The following is a 16,593-nucleotide window of genomic DNA, read 5'->3' as shown; positions in this document are numbered from 1 at the left end:
GTCTAACCTGCTACTAAATTTTTCGAAAGGAAGAAGGCCGGCTCAGATAGAGCCGGCCTTCTTATTATTCACTTACATATTCTGTTGGATTCTTAAGGCTGCCATTTTTATATACTTCAAAATGAAGGTGAATTCCTGTCGAATTTCCTGTAGAACCCATCACACCAATTTTACTACCTTTTTCGACAACCTGACCTACTTCCACATCAATAGAGGATAGGTGTGCGTAGATTGTTTTCATCCCATTATTGTGATTCATCACAATCTTATTGCCATAGCCACCGTCGTTATAATCAGCAGATTCAATAACGCCATTATCAGCAGCTAAAATATTACGATTGCTTGGGCGTGCAATGTCAATTCCTTTATGCATCCTTCCCCAACGCTCACCTAAATGGCTGGAAATATATCCACCAACTGCTGGCCAAACCATGTCTCCAGTTCCTCGTGAGGAAATTACCTTTGTGCCTTTGATAACAACCTTATTTATAGGTTCTTCTGTAACGGCTTCATCTAGGGATTCTTTTGCCGTTTGCTTGCCATTTTGCTTCTTTATTTCATATAAAACTTCTTTTTTTCCGTCTTTACCTTCTTGTTTTACTTTTTCCTCGCCTTTATACATGTCCTCTGATTCAATAACTTCTGTTTTAAAAGGAATTGATTCCTCAACCGCCTGCTTTTCAGTCACGACCACTTGTGCAAACGCATCATATTCTGTTACGTTTATTTCCTGGTCAATTTTCAGTACAGTTTCATTTGTTAAATCGGGATTAAGTTCTAGCAGTTCTTCTGTCGTTAAATCGTATTTTCCAGCAATTTCCCCTAAAACTTCTCCTTCTTTAACGGCATGTATCTTGTCTTGCAGCGTTCCTTTTTCAAGCATTTGGATACCTTGTTTTTCCGTTAAAATTTCATCCGGATCTGCGGTTTCCTCGGAGATAACAGCTTCCTTTGAAAATGCAATATCTGTGACAATTGTTTCTCCGACATCAGGAACCCCTTTATCTTGCTTTTGTTTTTCTTTTGTTCCCTTATCAGCTGCAGATTTCTGCTTTATAGCTTCAATTTTTTCCCACTCGTTTTCATCTACATATTTTGTCGTATAGGCTTTTAGAACTGCTTCAGCTGTCTCCTCATCTTTAAAATAACCAACGGTTTCATTTGCAATATTCAATTCCACTGCATCTGCCATTACGGTCATTTGCTCATCCAGCTTTTTTGTTACTTTTTCATTATTGTATTTCGGATTAAAAACCATTTCAGGGATGAAAGTGATGTCTTCACCAATGGTTAATTCAATGGCGTCATAGTTATTCTGATGCTTGGCCAGTTTATCATCGATCACTTGCTGGATAACATCCTGATCGTCAACCTTTCCAAGGTGCTCACCATCTATGTACACATGATATATTGTTTCCAATGTATCTTCTGCCTGTACAGGATTTAAGCTTATCCCAACTCCTAAACATGTCATGATTGCTGTCTTGCTTAAAAAGCCCCATTTTCGTTTATGTTTCATTGCTTCTTGTTTCTTTTCTTCACTTGTACGATAAAGCATTTTCTAGTTCTCCTTTTAATCGTATAAATCTATATAAAGCGCTATGGATTTTTTATAAAACTCATTCTACCAATCTACCATAGCTCAACAGGTTAAAAAATGGATTGTCGAATAATGTAAAGAAATTGTATTATTGCAACCAAAAATTTACTTTAATTAATAATAAATACGATAAACAATCATTCAATTAAAAACAGGACCTGTGAGGAAACTCCCCACAAGCCCTGTAACTCAAGAAAGAAATAGCTAGTAATAATCCGTTCATAGCATGCACATTATTGGTAAGCCAACCAAGTAATTTTACGGACGATATACACTACGTACAACATTTGTCTGAGAACGATCTGGCCCAACAGAGAAAATTGATAATGGTATCTCTGTTAATTGGGATATTCGCTCAAGATAATGGCGCGCATTATCAGGAAGCTCGTCTAAGCTTCTCACACCTGTAATATCCTCTGTCCAGCCTGGCATTTCTTCATAGACCGGCTCACATTGTGCCAGTACACTTAAACTGGCAGGGAATTCCTTCATGATTTCCCCATTATATCGATATGCTGTACAAACTTTCAGTGTCTCAATACCTGTCAGTACATCTATAGAATTTAAGGAAAGGTCCGTAATTCCACTTACACGCCGTGCATGTCTGACAACAACACTATCAAACCAGCCCACACGACGTGCTCTTCCTGTTGTTGTTCCATATTCGCGCCCTATTTCCCGAATCTGATTACCAATCTCATCCTGAAGCTCTGTTGGGAATGGTCCATCTCCTACACGTGTCGTATATGCCTTCGAAACACCAACAACATGGTTAATTTTTGTAGGACCTACACCCGAGCCAATTGTTACTCCACCAGCAATTGGGTTCGATGATGTAACAAATGGATACGTACCTTGATCAATATCAAGCATCACACCTTGTGCCCCTTCAAAAAGGACACGACGCCCATCATCAATTGCATCATTTAAAACAACCGATGTGTCGACAACATATGGCATCATTTGTTGACCATATTCATAATACGCTTCTAAAATCGGTTCTATCTTCAGTGGTTCCACTTCATAAACCTTTTCAAATAAACGATTTTTCTCTTTTAAATTTTGCTCTAATTTCTCACGAAAGGCTGCTTTGTCCAATAGATCTGCAATCCGGATTCCAGTTCGTGCTGCTTTATCCATATACGCAGGTCCAATTCCTTTTTTCGTTGTACCGATTTTATTTTCACCCTTCTCTTCCTCTTGAAGAATATCCAATTCCAGGTGATAAGGTAAAATAACATGTGCACGGTTGCTGATACGAAGATTGTCAGTAGAAACCCCATGCTCATGCAAATAAGCAATTTCTTCTATAAATGCCTTCGGGTCAATGACCATGCCATTACCTAATACACAGATTTTATCTTTAAAAAAGATTCCGGATGGGATTAAGTGCAATTTATATGTCATATTATCAAATTTAATCGTATGACCTGCATTGTTACCACCTTGATAACGAGCTACTACTTCTGCATTTTGCGATAAAAAGTCGGTAATTTTCCCTTTCCCTTCATCGCCCCACTGTGTTCCAACTACTACTACTGAGGACATAAGCACACCTCCATAATTTTAACTTCATTGTATGACTTTTTTGTTGACAACTGTAATTTTATCAATAGAAAATACACTAGTCAATCTAAAATACACACATTTAATTTAATTAACCAATTAATGTACGGATATAAACAAGAACTGTATTTATTTTTTACGCATAAAACAATAACTTCTGTGAAAAAATAAAAGAGATTTTAGAAGAACAGGGGTGGAATCATGGGGTTAATTAAACCAGCTCTATCGTTTTCATTGATCAATCAATTAAAAAAAGACCTCGGAGATTTATCGCTTCGAATTGATCGTTTAATGCATGCAATGGATAGTCCAAATTCAAGCTTACTCAATGAATTTGAGGAAATCCATAATGTATTTCATGATATTCAAGTTAGCACAGCATCCCATTATTTAAATTCTTACTTAGCACCTTTTACAAATCAATTTGAGGTGCTCTCAAAAGCAATCCAACATCTCTCAGACCGAAACCATGGAGCCCTAATTGTAATTCAACGAAACGATGCTTTAGATCCGTACATCCATTCTGGGATTGCAATTAATGCTGATTTATCGTTTCCTTTATTAGAATCGATTTTCCACACTGGTAGTCCATTACATGATGGTGCCGTTCTAGTCTGTGATTCAACAATTGTTTCAGCTGCTAATGTCCTTCCAGTTTCCAAGCAAAAAGTAGTCGAGAAAAAGCTAGGAACAAGACATCGTGCTGCACTCGGACTTTCCGAACAATCCGATGCATTAATCCTCATCGTTTCCGAGGAAACAGGGAGAGCAACATTCGCGTTTGCTGGTGAATTGTATCCAATCCGTACAAATGGTGTCACCTAATTTTTATTTTGAAGAGTTATGTTAAGCGAGTGAGCTTTCGTCCTGGGATTTTGAGTATTTTCAATGCAAAATTCGGCCTTTTTCTTGAACGTGACCATCAGATTCTCCCTTTTAATCAAGACCCAGCTTCCCTTAACACAAAAAAACAGCCTCATATAAGGCTGTTTAGCTACGCTTGCATCATCGCTGGGGGAATATCTCCTTCTTGGTAGCGATGATCCAAGTCTACGAACTTATTATATTCCTTCACAAATGCTAGCTCTACTGTACCCGTCGGACCATTACGCTGCTTAGCAATAATGATCTCGATGATATTCTGGTTTTCTGTTTCTTTATCATAATAATCATCACGATAGAGGAATCCGACAATATCAGCATCCTGCTCGATACTTCCCGACTCACGAATATCCGACATCATTGGACGTTTGTCCTGGCGTGATTCCACACCACGGGATAGCTGTGACAAGGCGATCAAAGGCACCTTCAGCTCTCGAGCTAACGCTTTTAAGGCACGAGAAATTTCAGATACTTCCTGCTGACGATTATCCTTTGAATTCCCGCTTCCTTGGATCAATTGAAGATAATCAATTAAAATCATCCCAAGGCCATGCTCTTGTTTTAAACGTCTACACTTCGAACGAATTTCACTTACACGAACTCCTGGAGAATCATCAATATAAATTCCAGCATTCGATAAAGATCCCATCGCCATCGTTAGTTTACTCCAGTCATCTGCTTGCAGCTGCCCATTACGTAATCGCTGTGCATCAATATTACCCTCGGCACAGAGCATACGCTGAACTAGCTGATCTGCACCCATCTCAAGACTGAATATCGCCACATTCTGATCTGTTTTTACAGCGACATTTTGAGCAACATTCAATGCAAATGCCGTCTTACCCACAGACGGACGGGCTGCGATAATAATTAAATCATTCGGCTGGAAACCAGAGGTAATCTTATCTAAATCATGGAAGCCTGTTGGGACTCCTGTAACATCACCTGTTTGCTGATGAAGCTGCTCAATATTATCGTAAACATCAATAAGAACATCTTTTATATTTTTAAATGCACCGGAATTTTTCCTTCCAGATACCTCCAGAATGTTTTTCTCTGCATCGTTTAAGACACCTTCTACTTCATCTTCATGTTCAAAAGTAGACGTAACAATATCCGTTGCTGTACGGATTAATCGTCTTAGGATCGACTTTTCCTCAACGATTTTACTATAGTATTCGATATTCGCTGCAGTTGGAACACTCTCAGCAACCTGTGTTAAATACGATACACCGCCAGCCTCTTCCAGCTGCCTCTTGTCATTTAAATAGGTCGTAACCGTGACGACGTCAATTGGTTCGCCTCGTTCGGAAAGGTCCATCATCGCTTGGAAAATTCGTTGATGACTTGCTCGATAAAAATCATCTGGAAGTAATAATTCAGAAGCAGTCGAAAATGCTTCAGGCTCCAGAAAGACAGCACCAATCACCGATTGTTCTGCTTCTATATTGTGTGGCGGTGTACGATCATTTAACGTCTGATTCATTCGATGCTCCCCCTTTTCTAAGAAGTAAAACCAAGCTCTTTTTTATCTTTATACAGAAGAAATCGGCCCAGTCGCCGATTTCCCTTCATTTTCATTATCCATCTTGCAATTTATTATTATTGTTCGCTCACGTGAACTTTAACTGAACCAGAAACTTCTGGATGAAGTTTTACTGGAATTGTTGTGTACCCTAATGAACGGATTGGCTGGTCAAGCTCAATTTTCCGTTTATCCAATTTATGTCCATGTTGCTTCTGTAATGCTTCGGCAATTTGCTTACTTGTAATGGAACCGAATAGACGTCCATTATCTCCCGATTTCGCCTTAATTTCAATGGTTAGTTCTGCCAATGAATCTTTAAGATTCATTGCTTCTTCTTTTTCCTGTTGTTCTAATTGTGCATTTTTACGTTTTTTTGCATCTAGGGCCTTCATATTTCCAGAGGTTGCTTCCTCTGCCAATTTATTTTTTAACAGATAGTTTCGGGCATAGCCATCCGGTACGTTCTTTACCTCACCTTTTTTTGCTTTACCCTTTACATCTTTAAGAAAAATTACTTTCATTCCGATTCTCTCCCTTCATAATACTCGTTTAAAATATCGATTAGGAATGCTTCTGAATCATCGATAGTTGTATCTTCTATTTGAGTAGCCGCATTTGTCAAATGCCCGCCACCATTCATTTTTTCCATGATCACTTGTACATTTACTTTTCCAAGTGACCTGGCACTAATTCCAATTTTACCATCTGCTCTTTCAGAAATCACAAAAGAAGCACTTATTCCGGTCATCGTTAACAAGGTATCGGCTGCCTGAGCAATCATCACAGGGCTATAGGATGTTCCCGATTCAGCTTTGGCAATCGCAATATGATCGCGGAATATTTTTGCACGTTCAATAATTTTACTTCTTATTATATACAGGTCTAAATCCTCTTTTAGGAATTGTTGTACTAAAACGGTATCAGCTCCAACCGAACGTAAGTATGATGCTGCGTCAAACGTCCGTGATCCAGTACGTAACGTAAAGCTTTTCGTGTCGACAATAATTCCTGCTAGCAATGCTGTAGCTTCCAGCATTTTTAACTTCGTACCTTTTGGTTGATATTCCAATAACTCCGTCACTAGTTCTGCAGTCGAAGAAGCATATGGTTCCATATATACTAACGTAGGATTATCAATAAAGTCCTCGCCTCTCCGATGGTGATCGATTACGACTCGATATTCTGTTTTATGAAGCAGGCTTTCATCGGCTACCATTGATGGTTTATTGGTATCAACGATAACAAGCAAGCTACGATTTGTAATAATCTCCTCCGCACGATCCGGATCAATAAAATATTTCCATAATTCCTCATCCGCCTTGATCGCATCAACTAGACGATATACACCAGTATCAACATCATCTGGATCGAAGACAATATGCCCTTCGACATTGTTTGTTTTCGCGATATTCAAGACGCCAATAGCTGCACCAAGGGAATCCATATCTGGTGATTTATGGCCCATAATGATGACATTGTCACTTGCCTTCACAAGCTCTTTTAACGCATGTGAGATAACACGTGCCCTTACACGGGTTCGTTTCTCCATTGGATTCGTTTTACCACCGTAAAACCTTACTTTACCTTGATCTTCTTTAATCGCAACCTGGTCCCCGCCACGTCCCAATGCAAGATCAAGGCTGGATTGTGCAAGCTCACCTAACTCTGGTAGAGATATATTTCCGACGCCAACCCCGATACTAAGTGTAACGGGGTTATTTTCAACGCCGTTCATTTCACGGACCTCATCCAAAATATCGAATTTAATTTTCTCCAGCTGCCCTAGAATTTCCTTCGTTCCAACAGCCAAAAATCGCTCTTGAGATGTGCGTTTTAAATAAAGGCCATAACGATTCGACCAATTATTCAAAACGGTTGTTACCTCTGAGTTTAATTGGCTCTTAGCTGTATCATCCATATTCTGTGTAATTTCTTCATAATTGTCTAAGAAGATAATGGAAAGCACGGTTTGATCATTATGGTATAGCTTTCTTAACTGCTGCTGATCCGTTCGATCAAGCAGGTATAGTAAACGTTCTTCTTTTTTTATGATGGTGTTAAATTTATAACCATCCAATTCAAGCCAAAGGCTCTCTTTGTTTTCCTTAACCATCGGAATAATATCTTCCGAAAGCTTATTCAACGACTCACCTATTAGCGAATCATCTTCATCACTAAATTGATTCATGTATGGATTTGCCCATTCTATCTGATAATCTTCATTATACAAAATAATACCTAAAGGCATCTCTAATAATGCTTCTTCTCCAACCTTCTTGATCCGATGTGACATGGTTGATATATATTTCTCTGTCTCATTAAGAAGTGTTCTTTCCGTCCTGACACTATAATAAAAGGAAGCGGCTAATAAAACAGTCAAAATGAACCCCAGTATCCACTGGAAATACCAAACGACACCAAGCAGAAGGAAGGATAATAAATATATCACCCATACATGCCTGCTCAATATTGGCTTATTTTGTAAATTCGGCATTGCGTTCAGCTCCTATTACTCGGGTGCAACCTTATTTTTTGCTTGTCAGTCGTTCCCTTAACCTAAATCCTATATCAATTATACCTAAGATTCTTACGAAATAAAGTAGAAACGTTGGAAAAAGTAACGTAATCACAACAATAAAAATTGGCACAGCTTTTGTTATTTTCTTATGGTACGTATAAAGGAAGATAAATGAAAATCCTTGTAATGCCATTAAAAGCCCTGTTAATGCCAATAAATTATGTACAGCTGTATAGTATATACCTGCTGGATTCAAATCGAAAAACGAAATGAATAATGCAAAGAAATAAATCCACAGTATAGATGTCGGAAATCTTAAGTTACGGAAAGGCGGGAATCGTAGTTGCTTCTTCTCCAGCCGGTTGATAAATTTATAGCTAATCCACTGGCTGAGAAACGCTAATACAATTGCAGTTAATGCAAGTCCCACTGGCAATAATTCAATAAGCATGTTGACTTGTTGTAAAAGCAACTCTTCCATCTGTTCAGTTTGTCCACTAGCACCAAATTGCTCCATGATGGATGCACTCATGTCCATCGAATCTGTTATAATTACTTTCAGCTCATTTACCAAATTAACTGAAAAGACAACTTGACTAAAAGCAAAGATAAACAATAGGCCAATAATAAAACCTAATGTACCCCTGGCCAATGTTTCATAAGCGGATACTTCTTTATGAATAGCAGCGCCAATTGCAATTCCTCCAATTCCAGCTAAAACCGTAAACGGCAGGAAGGCAATAGTAGCAATAAGTGCCGTAATAAGCAAGGAGGCTACAAACATTAAAAATGAAGGCTTTAATCCATGCCTAGCTGCATATAGAATAAAAGGTATTGGTAATAAAAACATCCCGAATATCGTTACTATCGGAACAAATATGGTAATCAACAGAAGCACTATATATATAGCTAATAGTAATGCTCCATCTGTTAATTTTTTTGATTGATTCATTTATTGCACCTCATCTAATCTAGATTGACTATTCTACTATCATAACATGATTCGTACCAAAATAGTTGTCTGATCATGTCGAAGCATTTATTCCCCGGGAGATATAAAAAACGTCCTTCGAGCTATTCTTAGCAGTATTTATATACGATTTACAAATGTCATTCTTTCTTCAACACTATAGGCGCATTTCCCACTAATTTCTACTATAATATTATAGAAGGGTGAATTTGCTATAAAAAACGGCATGCTTATTTTATTTTATAGCACTCACTTCCTAAGCATACATAGTTAAGGGTGGAAAGCATGACCTTTTTGAACGTCTTTTTGAATAGTATAAAACTACCAAAGAAAAAAGCAATGTTTCAGCTTAATCGAGTTGGTATGGATATTGCTGTTATTTATATGTTTATCCTACTTGGTCTCGTATCAATTCCTTCATTAATCGAACAGCTGACAGCGTCAAGTGGACTCGCAGCTGATTTAAATGTAATTTTCAAGTTGATTTACTTTTTTATGTTTTATTATTTGCCATTAACAATTCTTGTATTTATCGCGATATCATTTGTGGCTTATATTGGAAGAGGGATTACACATTTTATGCAGCGTAAACTGCGCTACTCTCTCCTATGGAAAATGGTTGCATTTACAACAACAATCCCATTTATCTTATACATTATCATCGCATTTATTATCCCAGTTCGTGATGCTTATCTATTGCTTACATTTATCTTTTCGATTGGTTTATTATTGAAGATGATTTCAATTTATCCAAAAAGAAGAAAATAAAAGAACCTCAAAATCGGAATTACATCCAGGTTTTGAGGTTCTTGGTTATTTACTCAGCTACATACTGAATTATATAGTAGCAGCGAGCAGGACAGGTCATTAGAAAGAGGTAATATCTAGTAATACAATCAAAACCTAAATTTACTAAATTTTTACAATATAAACCCTTGATAAATTAATTGGAAAATTAGAGATTAGCATGAATAGTGTACATTTAGGTGCTTGTTTTTATGTAAAGGAATAATATTCATCATGGAATGGAACGGAACGATGAAAATATTAATGGGGAGTGTTTCAGAAATGAAAAAGTTAATTAGGATATTCTTTGTTTTTGGGTTGCTTTTGTTTTATCAATCTTTTTATCAAGAAGATAAAGCTTCTGCTGCTTCTTATGACTTTTGGGATTGGTCAACTTGGTCAGCCGTAAATTATGGTTCATCTGGCGGGTTTGTCTCTGCTGTTCAATCAAATCTTTGGGCTTCAGGATATCAAACTGCAACTGGAACGGTAGACGGTTCGTTTGGTTCAAATACAAGAACGGCAGTAAGATATTTCCAAAATTTAGAGGGAATATCTGCTGATGGTTCAGTTGGTCCGATTACGTGGGATGCATTTGAAGACCATGTTTCTAGTGGATTTACTACAAGAACCTACGATCATTGGCAAAGTTCATACTATACTGTTTATTACGCTGATGGTAATCAGGTTTATGGGGAATTAGATAGTGATGACCAACTAGGAATTGCTTATTTTAATCTATGGAGATACTAAATATTTTAAAGTAAGGTGAAACTTTTAAGTAGTTCAATCGTCTATCCATTGATTTTAAAAAATGAAAGGAGTTTTAAAATGAAAAAGAAGGTAATGGCAAGTGCTGTAACAGCTATCTTAGGTTCAGGATTATTGATCGGAGTGACTGTATTCGCAAATGAAGGTAACTCTTCAGAAAATGTAAATACAAATACTGAAGAAATAAAAGTTGGAAATGTTGAATCAGAAGATGTTTTAAGTGAAATAGATACTATCAAAGCTAATGGGTTTGATATAACGTTACCTGCACAAGTCCCTGAACATACTAAACATGTTACTAAGACTTCAAAGAAAGATGTAAAAGGAACTGAAGTCGCTGTAACACATTTAGGTGACCAAAATGATAAAGAGGAACACAAGTGGAAGATACAATTACTACAAGAAAAACTTCCGAATGATGTATCATCAGAAAAAGCGATGCAAGTCATTGAAGAAAGATATGCTTCTAAGGATATCGAAGAAATAAAAATTGGTAATTATAAAGCCTTTATCGAATATACATCTAATAAAGGTGACGTCTTAAACGAAATTTGGCTAGCAACTGATGATTATTTTTATTCTATTGGCTCTCCATTCCTTACAAAAAGTGAATTAATTGAGGTCGCTTCCTCCATGGATTTTGACTAATTTTAGACTTAGGGTGATAGTTGGTAATAACCAACATCACCCTATTTTTTGATAAATGTGGAAATAGAAATTTAAAGAAAAATCTCTTAAACTAGAAAAAATTATTATGTCTTTTTAAATTTACATATCTATATACAAAGAATTCTGTAGGAGGTTTTAAAATGGGGGCTGACAAAACTCCTCAAGAAGAACTAATCATCGATTGGTATGATAAATACAGTGAAGCAATTTTTAGATATATCTTGAACATAATTAATGATTATCAACAAGCTGAAGATTTAACACAGGATACCTTTATTAAGGTGTTCAAATATATAATCTCTGGGAAATTAATAGAATATCCAAAAACATTTATATATAGTACTGCTCACAATATTACAGTTGATTATATTAGAAAACAAGCTCCAATAAAAATTGTAAAAGACTTTGTATTTCATAAAAAGAAGAACAAGGAACCACCTATTGAAAATCAAGTCCTGTCAAACGAGCTATATAAAGAACTTTATAAGGAAGTTTTATCTTTAAAAAAATCTTATCGACAAGTGATTATTCTACGTAAGATGGAAGGGTTCTCTATTAAAGAATCAGCAGCTATTCTTAATTGGTCAGAAGCTAAAGTGAAGACAACATTATTTCGTGCAATGGAAGTCTTGGGTAAAAAGCTCGAAGAAAGGAGTTACACTAATGAAATATTCGAATAAGGACCAACACTTAAACGAATTACTAAAAAAGTTAAATAATAGTATAGAATGGGATAAACAAAGACAACAAAAAGTAAAGAATAATTTATATACTATCATTAGACAACATTCCTCTTCTAAAAAACGTAAGGCAGAAGATCGATTAAAGCATTTGAGTCCGGTTATTAGTACACTGTTGTTAATATTTATTGCAACTATCTTAATTAGTGTACTTTCAACACCACAAAAAGATTTTACTTCAAGCATTAATAATAAATTTAATGAGCAACAACACTCGATAATTATTAGCAACGAACAAAACGAGCAAATAAGAAATATTAGAGAACAAGGCTTTGTATTAGCAATACCTAAATCTGCGCCAAAACCTAATATAGAACTGGAAAATATAATCCATAGGAATAACGAAGATAATAACTATGTTTATACACAGTTTTCTAGCAATGATAATGAACTGTTTTCTATTCTTCAGGAAGCAATTAATAACAAAAGACAAGCAGAACGAACAATAGAAAATTATACAGAGCAACTAGAGATTCAAGGGCTGACAGTGTATTTTAAAGAAAGTGAAGTTCAACATAAGATATTTTTGATGACAGATAACTACAGTGTAGAAATCAGTTCCCATTATTTATCTAAGGAAGATCTTGTTAAGATCCTTGAATCAGTTCAATTGGAAAAGCTAGTCGAATAAAATGTCACTATTTCGTTGTACTACGATTAGATTTAAAGTCCATTTCTTATTTAGCAATTTTGAACCATCAGCGCATCCAGTAAAAATTTACTGTTCAAAAAAATAGAGAAGCCAATTATTTGGTAATTGGCTTCTCTAAAAGTAATGATATTTTTGTTTTTTATTCATATTTACTCAGCTACATATGGTAATAAAGCCATTGTACGAGCACGTTTGATTGCAATTGTAAGTTTACGTTGGTATTTTGCAGAAGTTCCAGTTACACGACGAGGAAGAATTTTTCCACGTTCAGAAATGAAACGTCTAAGCAAATCTACATCTTTGTAATCGATGTGTGTGATTCCGTTCGCTGTGAAATAACACACTTTACGACGCTTTGCGCGTCCACGACGAGCTGCCATTGATACCCCTCCTTTTTAAATTCACTTTACCCGTTCTAAAACGGTAAATCATCGTCTGATATATCTATAGGCTCTCCATTATTCTTAAATGGATCGTCTTGTGGTTGGTTATTATTTGGTTGAAACTGATTTTGGTTTTGATTCGGTTGGTATTGATTCTGATTTTGAAATTGGTTCTGATTTCTATTTTGCTGGTAACCTTGCGAATCCTGTCCGCCAGAAGAAGAACCTTTTGATTCCAAAAATTGTACACTATCTGCAACAATTTCAGTCACATATACGGTTTTTCCATCTTGTCCTTCAAATGAACGTGTTTGAACTCGACCATCTACACCGATCATACTACCTTTTTTCATGAAGTTTGCCAGGTTTTCTGCTGGTCTACGCCAAACGACACAGTTAATAAAATCTGCTTCTCTATTTCCTTGTTGGTTAGAAAAGGGACGATTAACAGCAATCGTAAAGTTGGCTACTGCCACGCCATTTGGTGTATAACGTAAATCAGGATCCCTCGTTAACCTGCCTACTAGTACGACACGATTTAACATCAGAACCACTCCTTATTATTTTTCATCTCGAATTGCAATATGACGAATAATATCATCAGAGAACTTAGCAAGACGGTCAAACTCGTTAACAGCTTCTTCGCCACTGCTGAAGTTAATAAGAACATAATATCCATCACGGTAGTCTTGGATTTCATAAGCAAGACGCTTCTTGCCTTTTTCTTCCACTTTTGCGATCTCCGCGCCATTATCTGTTAAGATCTTGTTGAAACGCTCAACTAAAGCTGTTTGAGCATCCTCTTCAATGTCTGGGCGGATGATGTACATGATTTCGTATTTTCTCATCCGTTACACCTCCTTTTGGTCTTAGCGGCCCCTATCTATCTTAAAACAGTTGTTCAACATAATAGGAGCAAGGAATAATCATAATCTAATTACTCACAATAACGTATTATACCAAATCCTGTTTCGTTTGACAAGTATTCGAGAGATACCTAATTGTACGTTTTTAAATTTTATATTCCTGCTTATACATTAAAGCGGAAGTGAATAACATCGCCATCTTGAACGATATATTCTTTTCCTTCTAATCGAACCTTTCCTTTTTCCCGTGCATGCCCCATCGAACCAGCTTCCACAAGGTCTGTATAGGAAACTGTTTCAGCACGAATAAAACCTCTTTCAAAGTCTGTATGAATAATACCTGCTGCTTGTGGTGCCTTAATCCCTTTGCGGAATGTCCAGGCTCGGACTTCTTGCTCTCCAGCAGTAAAGTAAGTTGCTAATCCTAATAAGCTATAAGAAGCTTTAATCAGCTTGTCTAAACCAGATTCTTCAATTCCTAAATCTTCAAGGAACATACCTTTTTCGTCTTGGTCAAGCTCGGAGATTTCCTCTTCAATTTTTGCACAAATGACAATTACTTCTGCATTTTCGTTTGCAGCATAATCTCTTACCTTTTGTACATTTTCATTTGAATCTGGATCTGCAACCTCATCTTCACTTACATTCGCTACATAGAGGATTGGCTTGCTTGTTAACAAATGCAGCCCTTTTACAATTTTCCATTGTTCATCTGTAAATTCCAATGCTCTTACAGGTCTTTCTGCTTCCAGACCCTCTTTTAGGGTTACAAGGATGTCATGCTCAATAACAGCTTCCTTATCCTTCTGTCTAGCCAGCTTCTCGACACGCTGGAAACGTTTATTTACCGTTTCTAAATCAGCAAGAATTAATTCAAGATTGATGATTTCAATATCATCAATTGGATCTACCTTTCCAGATACGTGTGTAATATTCTCATCAACAAAGCAACGGACGACTTGACAAATTGCATCCACCTGGCGAATGTGAGAGAGAAACTGGTTCCCTAACCCTTCCCCTTTACTCGCACCTTTTACAATCCCGGCAATATCCGTAAACTCAAAGGCAGTTGGGACAGTTTTCTTCGGTTTTACTAATTCTGTTAATTTATTTAAACGTTCGTCAGGTACTTCTACAATTCCCACATTTGGATCGATCGTTGCAAACGGGTAGTTCGCTGCTTCAGCTCCAGCTTGTGTGATTGCATTGAAAAGCGTGGACTTTCCCACGTTCGGAAGACCTACGATTCCTGCTGTTAAAGACATTAAACTTTCACTCCTTAAGGATTCCATTCATAAAACGCGTTTGTACTCCAATTATAGAATAGTGGCTACTAAAAAGACAAGTAAGTAAAAAACAAAAATAGGTACACTAAGTATACCTATTTTTGCACATTTACCCTATTACTTTTGGTTTTTCGTATCTCTTTATAAGAATATAATACTATTTTTAGTAGTGTGTAGTCAATTTTAACTAATTTCAAAAATTAGCTATTTTAGTTATACAATCCCTACACCATCAAACCCCTAACTCTCCGCTTTTTCCAGTACTCTTTTCAGCTTTTTAACGAATTCCCTTCGCGGAATCATCACACTATGATCGCAACCAAGGCATTTAATCCGGATGTCCATTCCCATGCGAATAACTTTCCAACGGTTTTCTCCACATGGATGGGGCTTTTTCATCTCTACAACATCATTCAAATTAAATTCTTTCTCCATTTTTGGATCTCCTTTTTTTACATACATTATATCCAAATTTTAATGGCTCTGCCCTCTATTTTCACGTTTTAAGTCTTCTCTCTCTTCCTTTGAGTATAAAACAACACGTGGTGATGGGAGTTCAATGCCAGATTTATATAATTTATCTTGGAGCTCCTTCCGAATATTTCGCTCACCAGCCCATTGGAAACCTGGTAATGTATCAGCAATAACTCGAATTACAAAATGGGAGACGTCTAAATTTTGTACCCCGATTATTTCTGGTGTTCCAACTAGAAAATCATACTTTTCCGGTAACGTTACAGCAACCTCCTGAATAATCCTTTCCACATCAGCAACATCACTCTCGTATGGAATATTTATATCTACAATCGATAACCCATTATGAACCGAATAATTGGTCACCTGTGTTAAATTTCCGTTCGGGATGATATTCATCTCCCCTGTCCAGCTCAGTACCTTCGTTGTACGAAGACCGATTTCTTCTACCGTGCCTTCTATACCTGCAACGGCTACATAGTCACCGACAGAAAACTGATCTTCAAAGATAATGAAGAACCCGGAAATAATATCTCGCACGAGGTTCTGTGCACCGAAACCAATTGCTAAACCAAGGACACCAGCACCGGCAAGTAGTGGACCAATATCAAACTCAAACACGCCTAAAATCATTACGATGGCCATAAAGTATACTACATATGCTACCACATTTTTAATTAGCTTTTTCAGTGTGTTTTCTCGTCGTTCCGAAATACGGATTGGACCTGTAGTTCGATTGACAAATAACTTATCAACCAGCTTTCTCGTTACCTTAACGATAATCAATGCTAGACAAATAATGATGATAATCTGTAAAGCTGAAGACAACAATATTCTCCATAGTTCTGGACCTGTTATATAATCCCATGCATTTGTTACTTGATCGTTAATTTCATCCATAG

General features: G+C 36.8%; 18 protein-coding genes. 6 read left to right on the top strand and 12 right to left on the bottom strand.

The genetic code is table 11. The features are described from left to right. Positions 1-64 precede the first annotated feature (64 nt). Both NYE61_RS13950 and NYE61_RS13945 read right to left on the bottom strand, forming a co-directional pair. On the bottom strand, positions 65-1,558 hold the full coding sequence (locus tag NYE61_RS13950; RefSeq protein ID WP_303447141.1) for a M23 family metallopeptidase: 1,494 nt from the start codon (positions 1,556-1,558) through the stop codon (positions 65-67). Positions 1,559-1,858: 300 nt separating this feature from the next. Continuing rightward, positions 1,859-3,148, bottom strand: a complete 1,290-nt coding sequence (locus NYE61_RS13945) for an adenylosuccinate synthase (RefSeq protein ID WP_118889314.1) — start codon at positions 3,146-3,148, stop codon at positions 1,859-1,861. 219 nt (positions 3,149-3,367) lie between these two features. On the opposite strand from NYE61_RS13945, the gene cdaS reads away from it, so the two are divergent. After that, on the top strand, positions 3,368-3,991 hold the full coding sequence (gene cdaS, locus NYE61_RS13940; protein ID WP_118889313.1) for a sporulation-specific diadenylate cyclase CdaS: 624 nt from the start codon (positions 3,368-3,370) through the stop codon (positions 3,989-3,991). 169 nt (positions 3,992-4,160) lie between these two features. Here the strand turns inward: cdaS and dnaB are convergent, their stop codons facing one another. The 4 genes from dnaB to NYE61_RS13920 form a co-directional block, all read right to left on the bottom strand. Next, the gene (gene dnaB, locus NYE61_RS13935; RefSeq protein WP_095314238.1) at positions 4,161-5,534 is read right to left on the bottom strand and encodes a replicative DNA helicase; all 1,374 of its coding nucleotides are present in this window, start codon (positions 5,532-5,534) and stop codon (positions 4,161-4,163) included. Positions 5,535-5,650: 116 nt separating this feature from the next. Beyond that, complete coding sequence (rplI, locus tag NYE61_RS13930; protein ID WP_095314239.1) at positions 5,651-6,097, bottom strand: 50S ribosomal protein L9; 447 nt, start codon at positions 6,095-6,097, stop codon at positions 5,651-5,653. Further along, a complete protein-coding gene (locus tag NYE61_RS13925) occupies positions 6,094-8,070 on the bottom strand; it encodes a DHH family phosphoesterase (RefSeq protein ID WP_095314241.1) in 1,977 nt (658 codons plus the stop codon). Before NYE61_RS13925 ends, rplI begins: the two co-directional genes overlap by 4 nt. A 31-nt stretch (positions 8,071-8,101) precedes the next feature. Beyond that, complete coding sequence (locus NYE61_RS13920; RefSeq protein WP_095314242.1) at positions 8,102-9,046, bottom strand: YybS family protein; 945 nt, start codon at positions 9,044-9,046, stop codon at positions 8,102-8,104. A gap of 324 nt (positions 9,047-9,370) precedes the next feature. Between NYE61_RS13920 and NYE61_RS13915 the strand changes: the two genes are divergently transcribed. From NYE61_RS13915 to NYE61_RS13895, 5 genes are all read left to right on the top strand, one after another. Beyond that, on the top strand, positions 9,371-9,832 hold the full coding sequence (locus tag NYE61_RS13915; protein WP_339315743.1) for a DUF1189 family protein: 462 nt from the start codon (positions 9,371-9,373) through the stop codon (positions 9,830-9,832). A 300-nt stretch (positions 9,833-10,132) separates the two neighbouring features. Further along, entirely contained in the window at positions 10,133-10,603 is a 471-nt protein-coding gene (locus NYE61_RS13910; protein WP_303447143.1) for a peptidoglycan-binding domain-containing protein, read from the top strand. 78 nt (positions 10,604-10,681) lie between these two features. Continuing rightward, on the top strand, positions 10,682-11,269 hold the full coding sequence (locus NYE61_RS13905; protein WP_095314247.1) for a hypothetical protein: 588 nt from the start codon (positions 10,682-10,684) through the stop codon (positions 11,267-11,269). A 161-nt stretch (positions 11,270-11,430) separates the two neighbouring features. Beyond that, positions 11,431-11,970: an RNA polymerase sigma factor gene (locus tag NYE61_RS13900; RefSeq protein ID WP_303447145.1), complete on the top strand. Its 540-nt coding sequence runs from the start codon at positions 11,431-11,433 to the stop codon at positions 11,968-11,970. Further along, a complete protein-coding gene (locus NYE61_RS13895) occupies positions 11,954-12,661 on the top strand; it encodes a DUF4367 domain-containing protein (protein ID WP_303447146.1) in 708 nt (235 codons plus the stop codon). Before NYE61_RS13900 ends, NYE61_RS13895 begins: the two co-directional genes overlap by 17 nt. 170 nt (positions 12,662-12,831) lie before the next feature. On the opposite strand, the gene rpsR is transcribed toward NYE61_RS13895, so the two are convergent. The 6 genes from rpsR to NYE61_RS13865 all read right to left on the bottom strand — a co-directional run bounded on the left by rpsR (position 12,832) and on the right by NYE61_RS13865 (position 16,591). Then, on the bottom strand, positions 12,832-13,062 hold the full coding sequence (gene rpsR / locus NYE61_RS13890) for a 30S ribosomal protein S18 (RefSeq protein ID WP_095314025.1): 231 nt from the start codon (positions 13,060-13,062) through the stop codon (positions 12,832-12,834). Positions 13,063-13,097: 35 nt separating this feature from the next. Further along, positions 13,098-13,610 (bottom strand): single-stranded DNA-binding protein, encoded by a 513-nt coding sequence (gene ssb / locus NYE61_RS13885; protein WP_095314023.1) that lies wholly within the window; start codon positions 13,608-13,610, stop codon positions 13,098-13,100. Between the two features lie 15 nt (positions 13,611-13,625). Further along, the gene (rpsF, locus tag NYE61_RS13880; protein ID WP_095314021.1) at positions 13,626-13,913 is read right to left on the bottom strand and encodes a 30S ribosomal protein S6; all 288 of its coding nucleotides are present in this window, start codon (positions 13,911-13,913) and stop codon (positions 13,626-13,628) included. Between the two features lie 182 nt (positions 13,914-14,095). Then, positions 14,096-15,196 carry a redox-regulated ATPase YchF gene (ychF, locus tag NYE61_RS13875; RefSeq protein ID WP_095314020.1) on the bottom strand — a complete coding sequence of 367 codons (1,101 nt, stop codon included), beginning with the start codon at positions 15,194-15,196 and terminating at the stop codon, positions 14,096-14,098. Positions 15,197-15,457: 261 nt separating this feature from the next. Further along, complete coding sequence (locus tag NYE61_RS13870; protein WP_303447147.1) at positions 15,458-15,652, bottom strand: DUF951 domain-containing protein; 195 nt, start codon at positions 15,650-15,652, stop codon at positions 15,458-15,460. Positions 15,653-15,691: 39 nt separating this feature from the next. Continuing rightward, positions 15,692-16,591, bottom strand: coding sequence for a mechanosensitive ion channel family protein (locus tag NYE61_RS13865; protein ID WP_095314015.1), 900 nt, complete (start codon positions 16,589-16,591; stop codon positions 15,692-15,694). Between the last annotated feature and the right edge of the window lie 2 nt (positions 16,592-16,593).

Origin of the sequence: Oceanobacillus sp. FSL W7-1304 (genome assembly GCF_037969805.1) — a bacterium.
Taxonomy (GTDB): domain Bacteria; phylum Bacillota; class Bacilli; order Bacillales; family Amphibacillaceae; genus Oceanobacillus; species Oceanobacillus profundus.
Note: the sequence above shows the minus strand (reverse complement) of the source record. Positions and strands in the feature narration are given on the sequence as shown.

Coding starts and splice junctions, on each gene's coding strand:
- NYE61_RS13950 (WP_303447141.1), bottom strand. CDS start 1,558: ATGCTTTATCGTACAAGTGAAGAAAAGAAACAAGAAGCAATGAAACAT.
- NYE61_RS13945 (WP_118889314.1), bottom strand. CDS start 3,148: ATGTCCTCAGTAGTAGTAGTTGGAACACAGTGGGGCGATGAAGGGAAA.
- cdaS (WP_118889313.1), top strand. CDS start 3,368: ATGGGGTTAATTAAACCAGCTCTATCGTTTTCATTGATCAATCAATTA.
- dnaB (WP_095314238.1), bottom strand. CDS start 5,534: ATGAATCAGACGTTAAATGATCGTACACCGCCACACAATATAGAAGCA.
- rplI (WP_095314239.1), bottom strand. CDS start 6,097: ATGAAAGTAATTTTTCTTAAAGATGTAAAGGGTAAAGCAAAAAAAGGT.
- NYE61_RS13925 (WP_095314241.1), bottom strand. CDS start 8,070: ATGCCGAATTTACAAAATAAGCCAATATTGAGCAGGCATGTATGGGTG.
- NYE61_RS13920 (WP_095314242.1), bottom strand. CDS start 9,046: ATGAATCAATCAAAAAAATTAACAGATGGAGCATTACTATTAGCTATA.
- NYE61_RS13910 (WP_303447143.1), top strand. CDS start 10,133: ATGAAAAAGTTAATTAGGATATTCTTTGTTTTTGGGTTGCTTTTGTTT.
- NYE61_RS13905 (WP_095314247.1), top strand. CDS start 10,682: ATGAAAAAGAAGGTAATGGCAAGTGCTGTAACAGCTATCTTAGGTTCA.
- NYE61_RS13900 (WP_303447145.1), top strand. CDS start 11,431: ATGGGGGCTGACAAAACTCCTCAAGAAGAACTAATCATCGATTGGTAT.
- NYE61_RS13895 (WP_303447146.1), top strand. CDS start 11,954: ATGAAATATTCGAATAAGGACCAACACTTAAACGAATTACTAAAAAAG.
- rpsR (WP_095314025.1), bottom strand. CDS start 13,062: ATGGCAGCTCGTCGTGGACGCGCAAAGCGTCGTAAAGTGTGTTATTTC.
- ssb (WP_095314023.1), bottom strand. CDS start 13,610: ATGTTAAATCGTGTCGTACTAGTAGGCAGGTTAACGAGGGATCCTGAT.
- rpsF (WP_095314021.1), bottom strand. CDS start 13,913: ATGAGAAAATACGAAATCATGTACATCATCCGCCCAGACATTGAAGAG.
- ychF (WP_095314020.1), bottom strand. CDS start 15,196: ATGTCTTTAACAGCAGGAATCGTAGGTCTTCCGAACGTGGGAAAGTCC.
- NYE61_RS13870 (WP_303447147.1), bottom strand. CDS start 15,652: ATGGAGAAAGAATTTAATTTGAATGATGTTGTAGAGATGAAAAAGCCC.
- NYE61_RS13865 (WP_095314015.1), bottom strand. CDS start 16,591: ATGGATGAAATTAACGATCAAGTAACAAATGCATGGGATTATATAACA.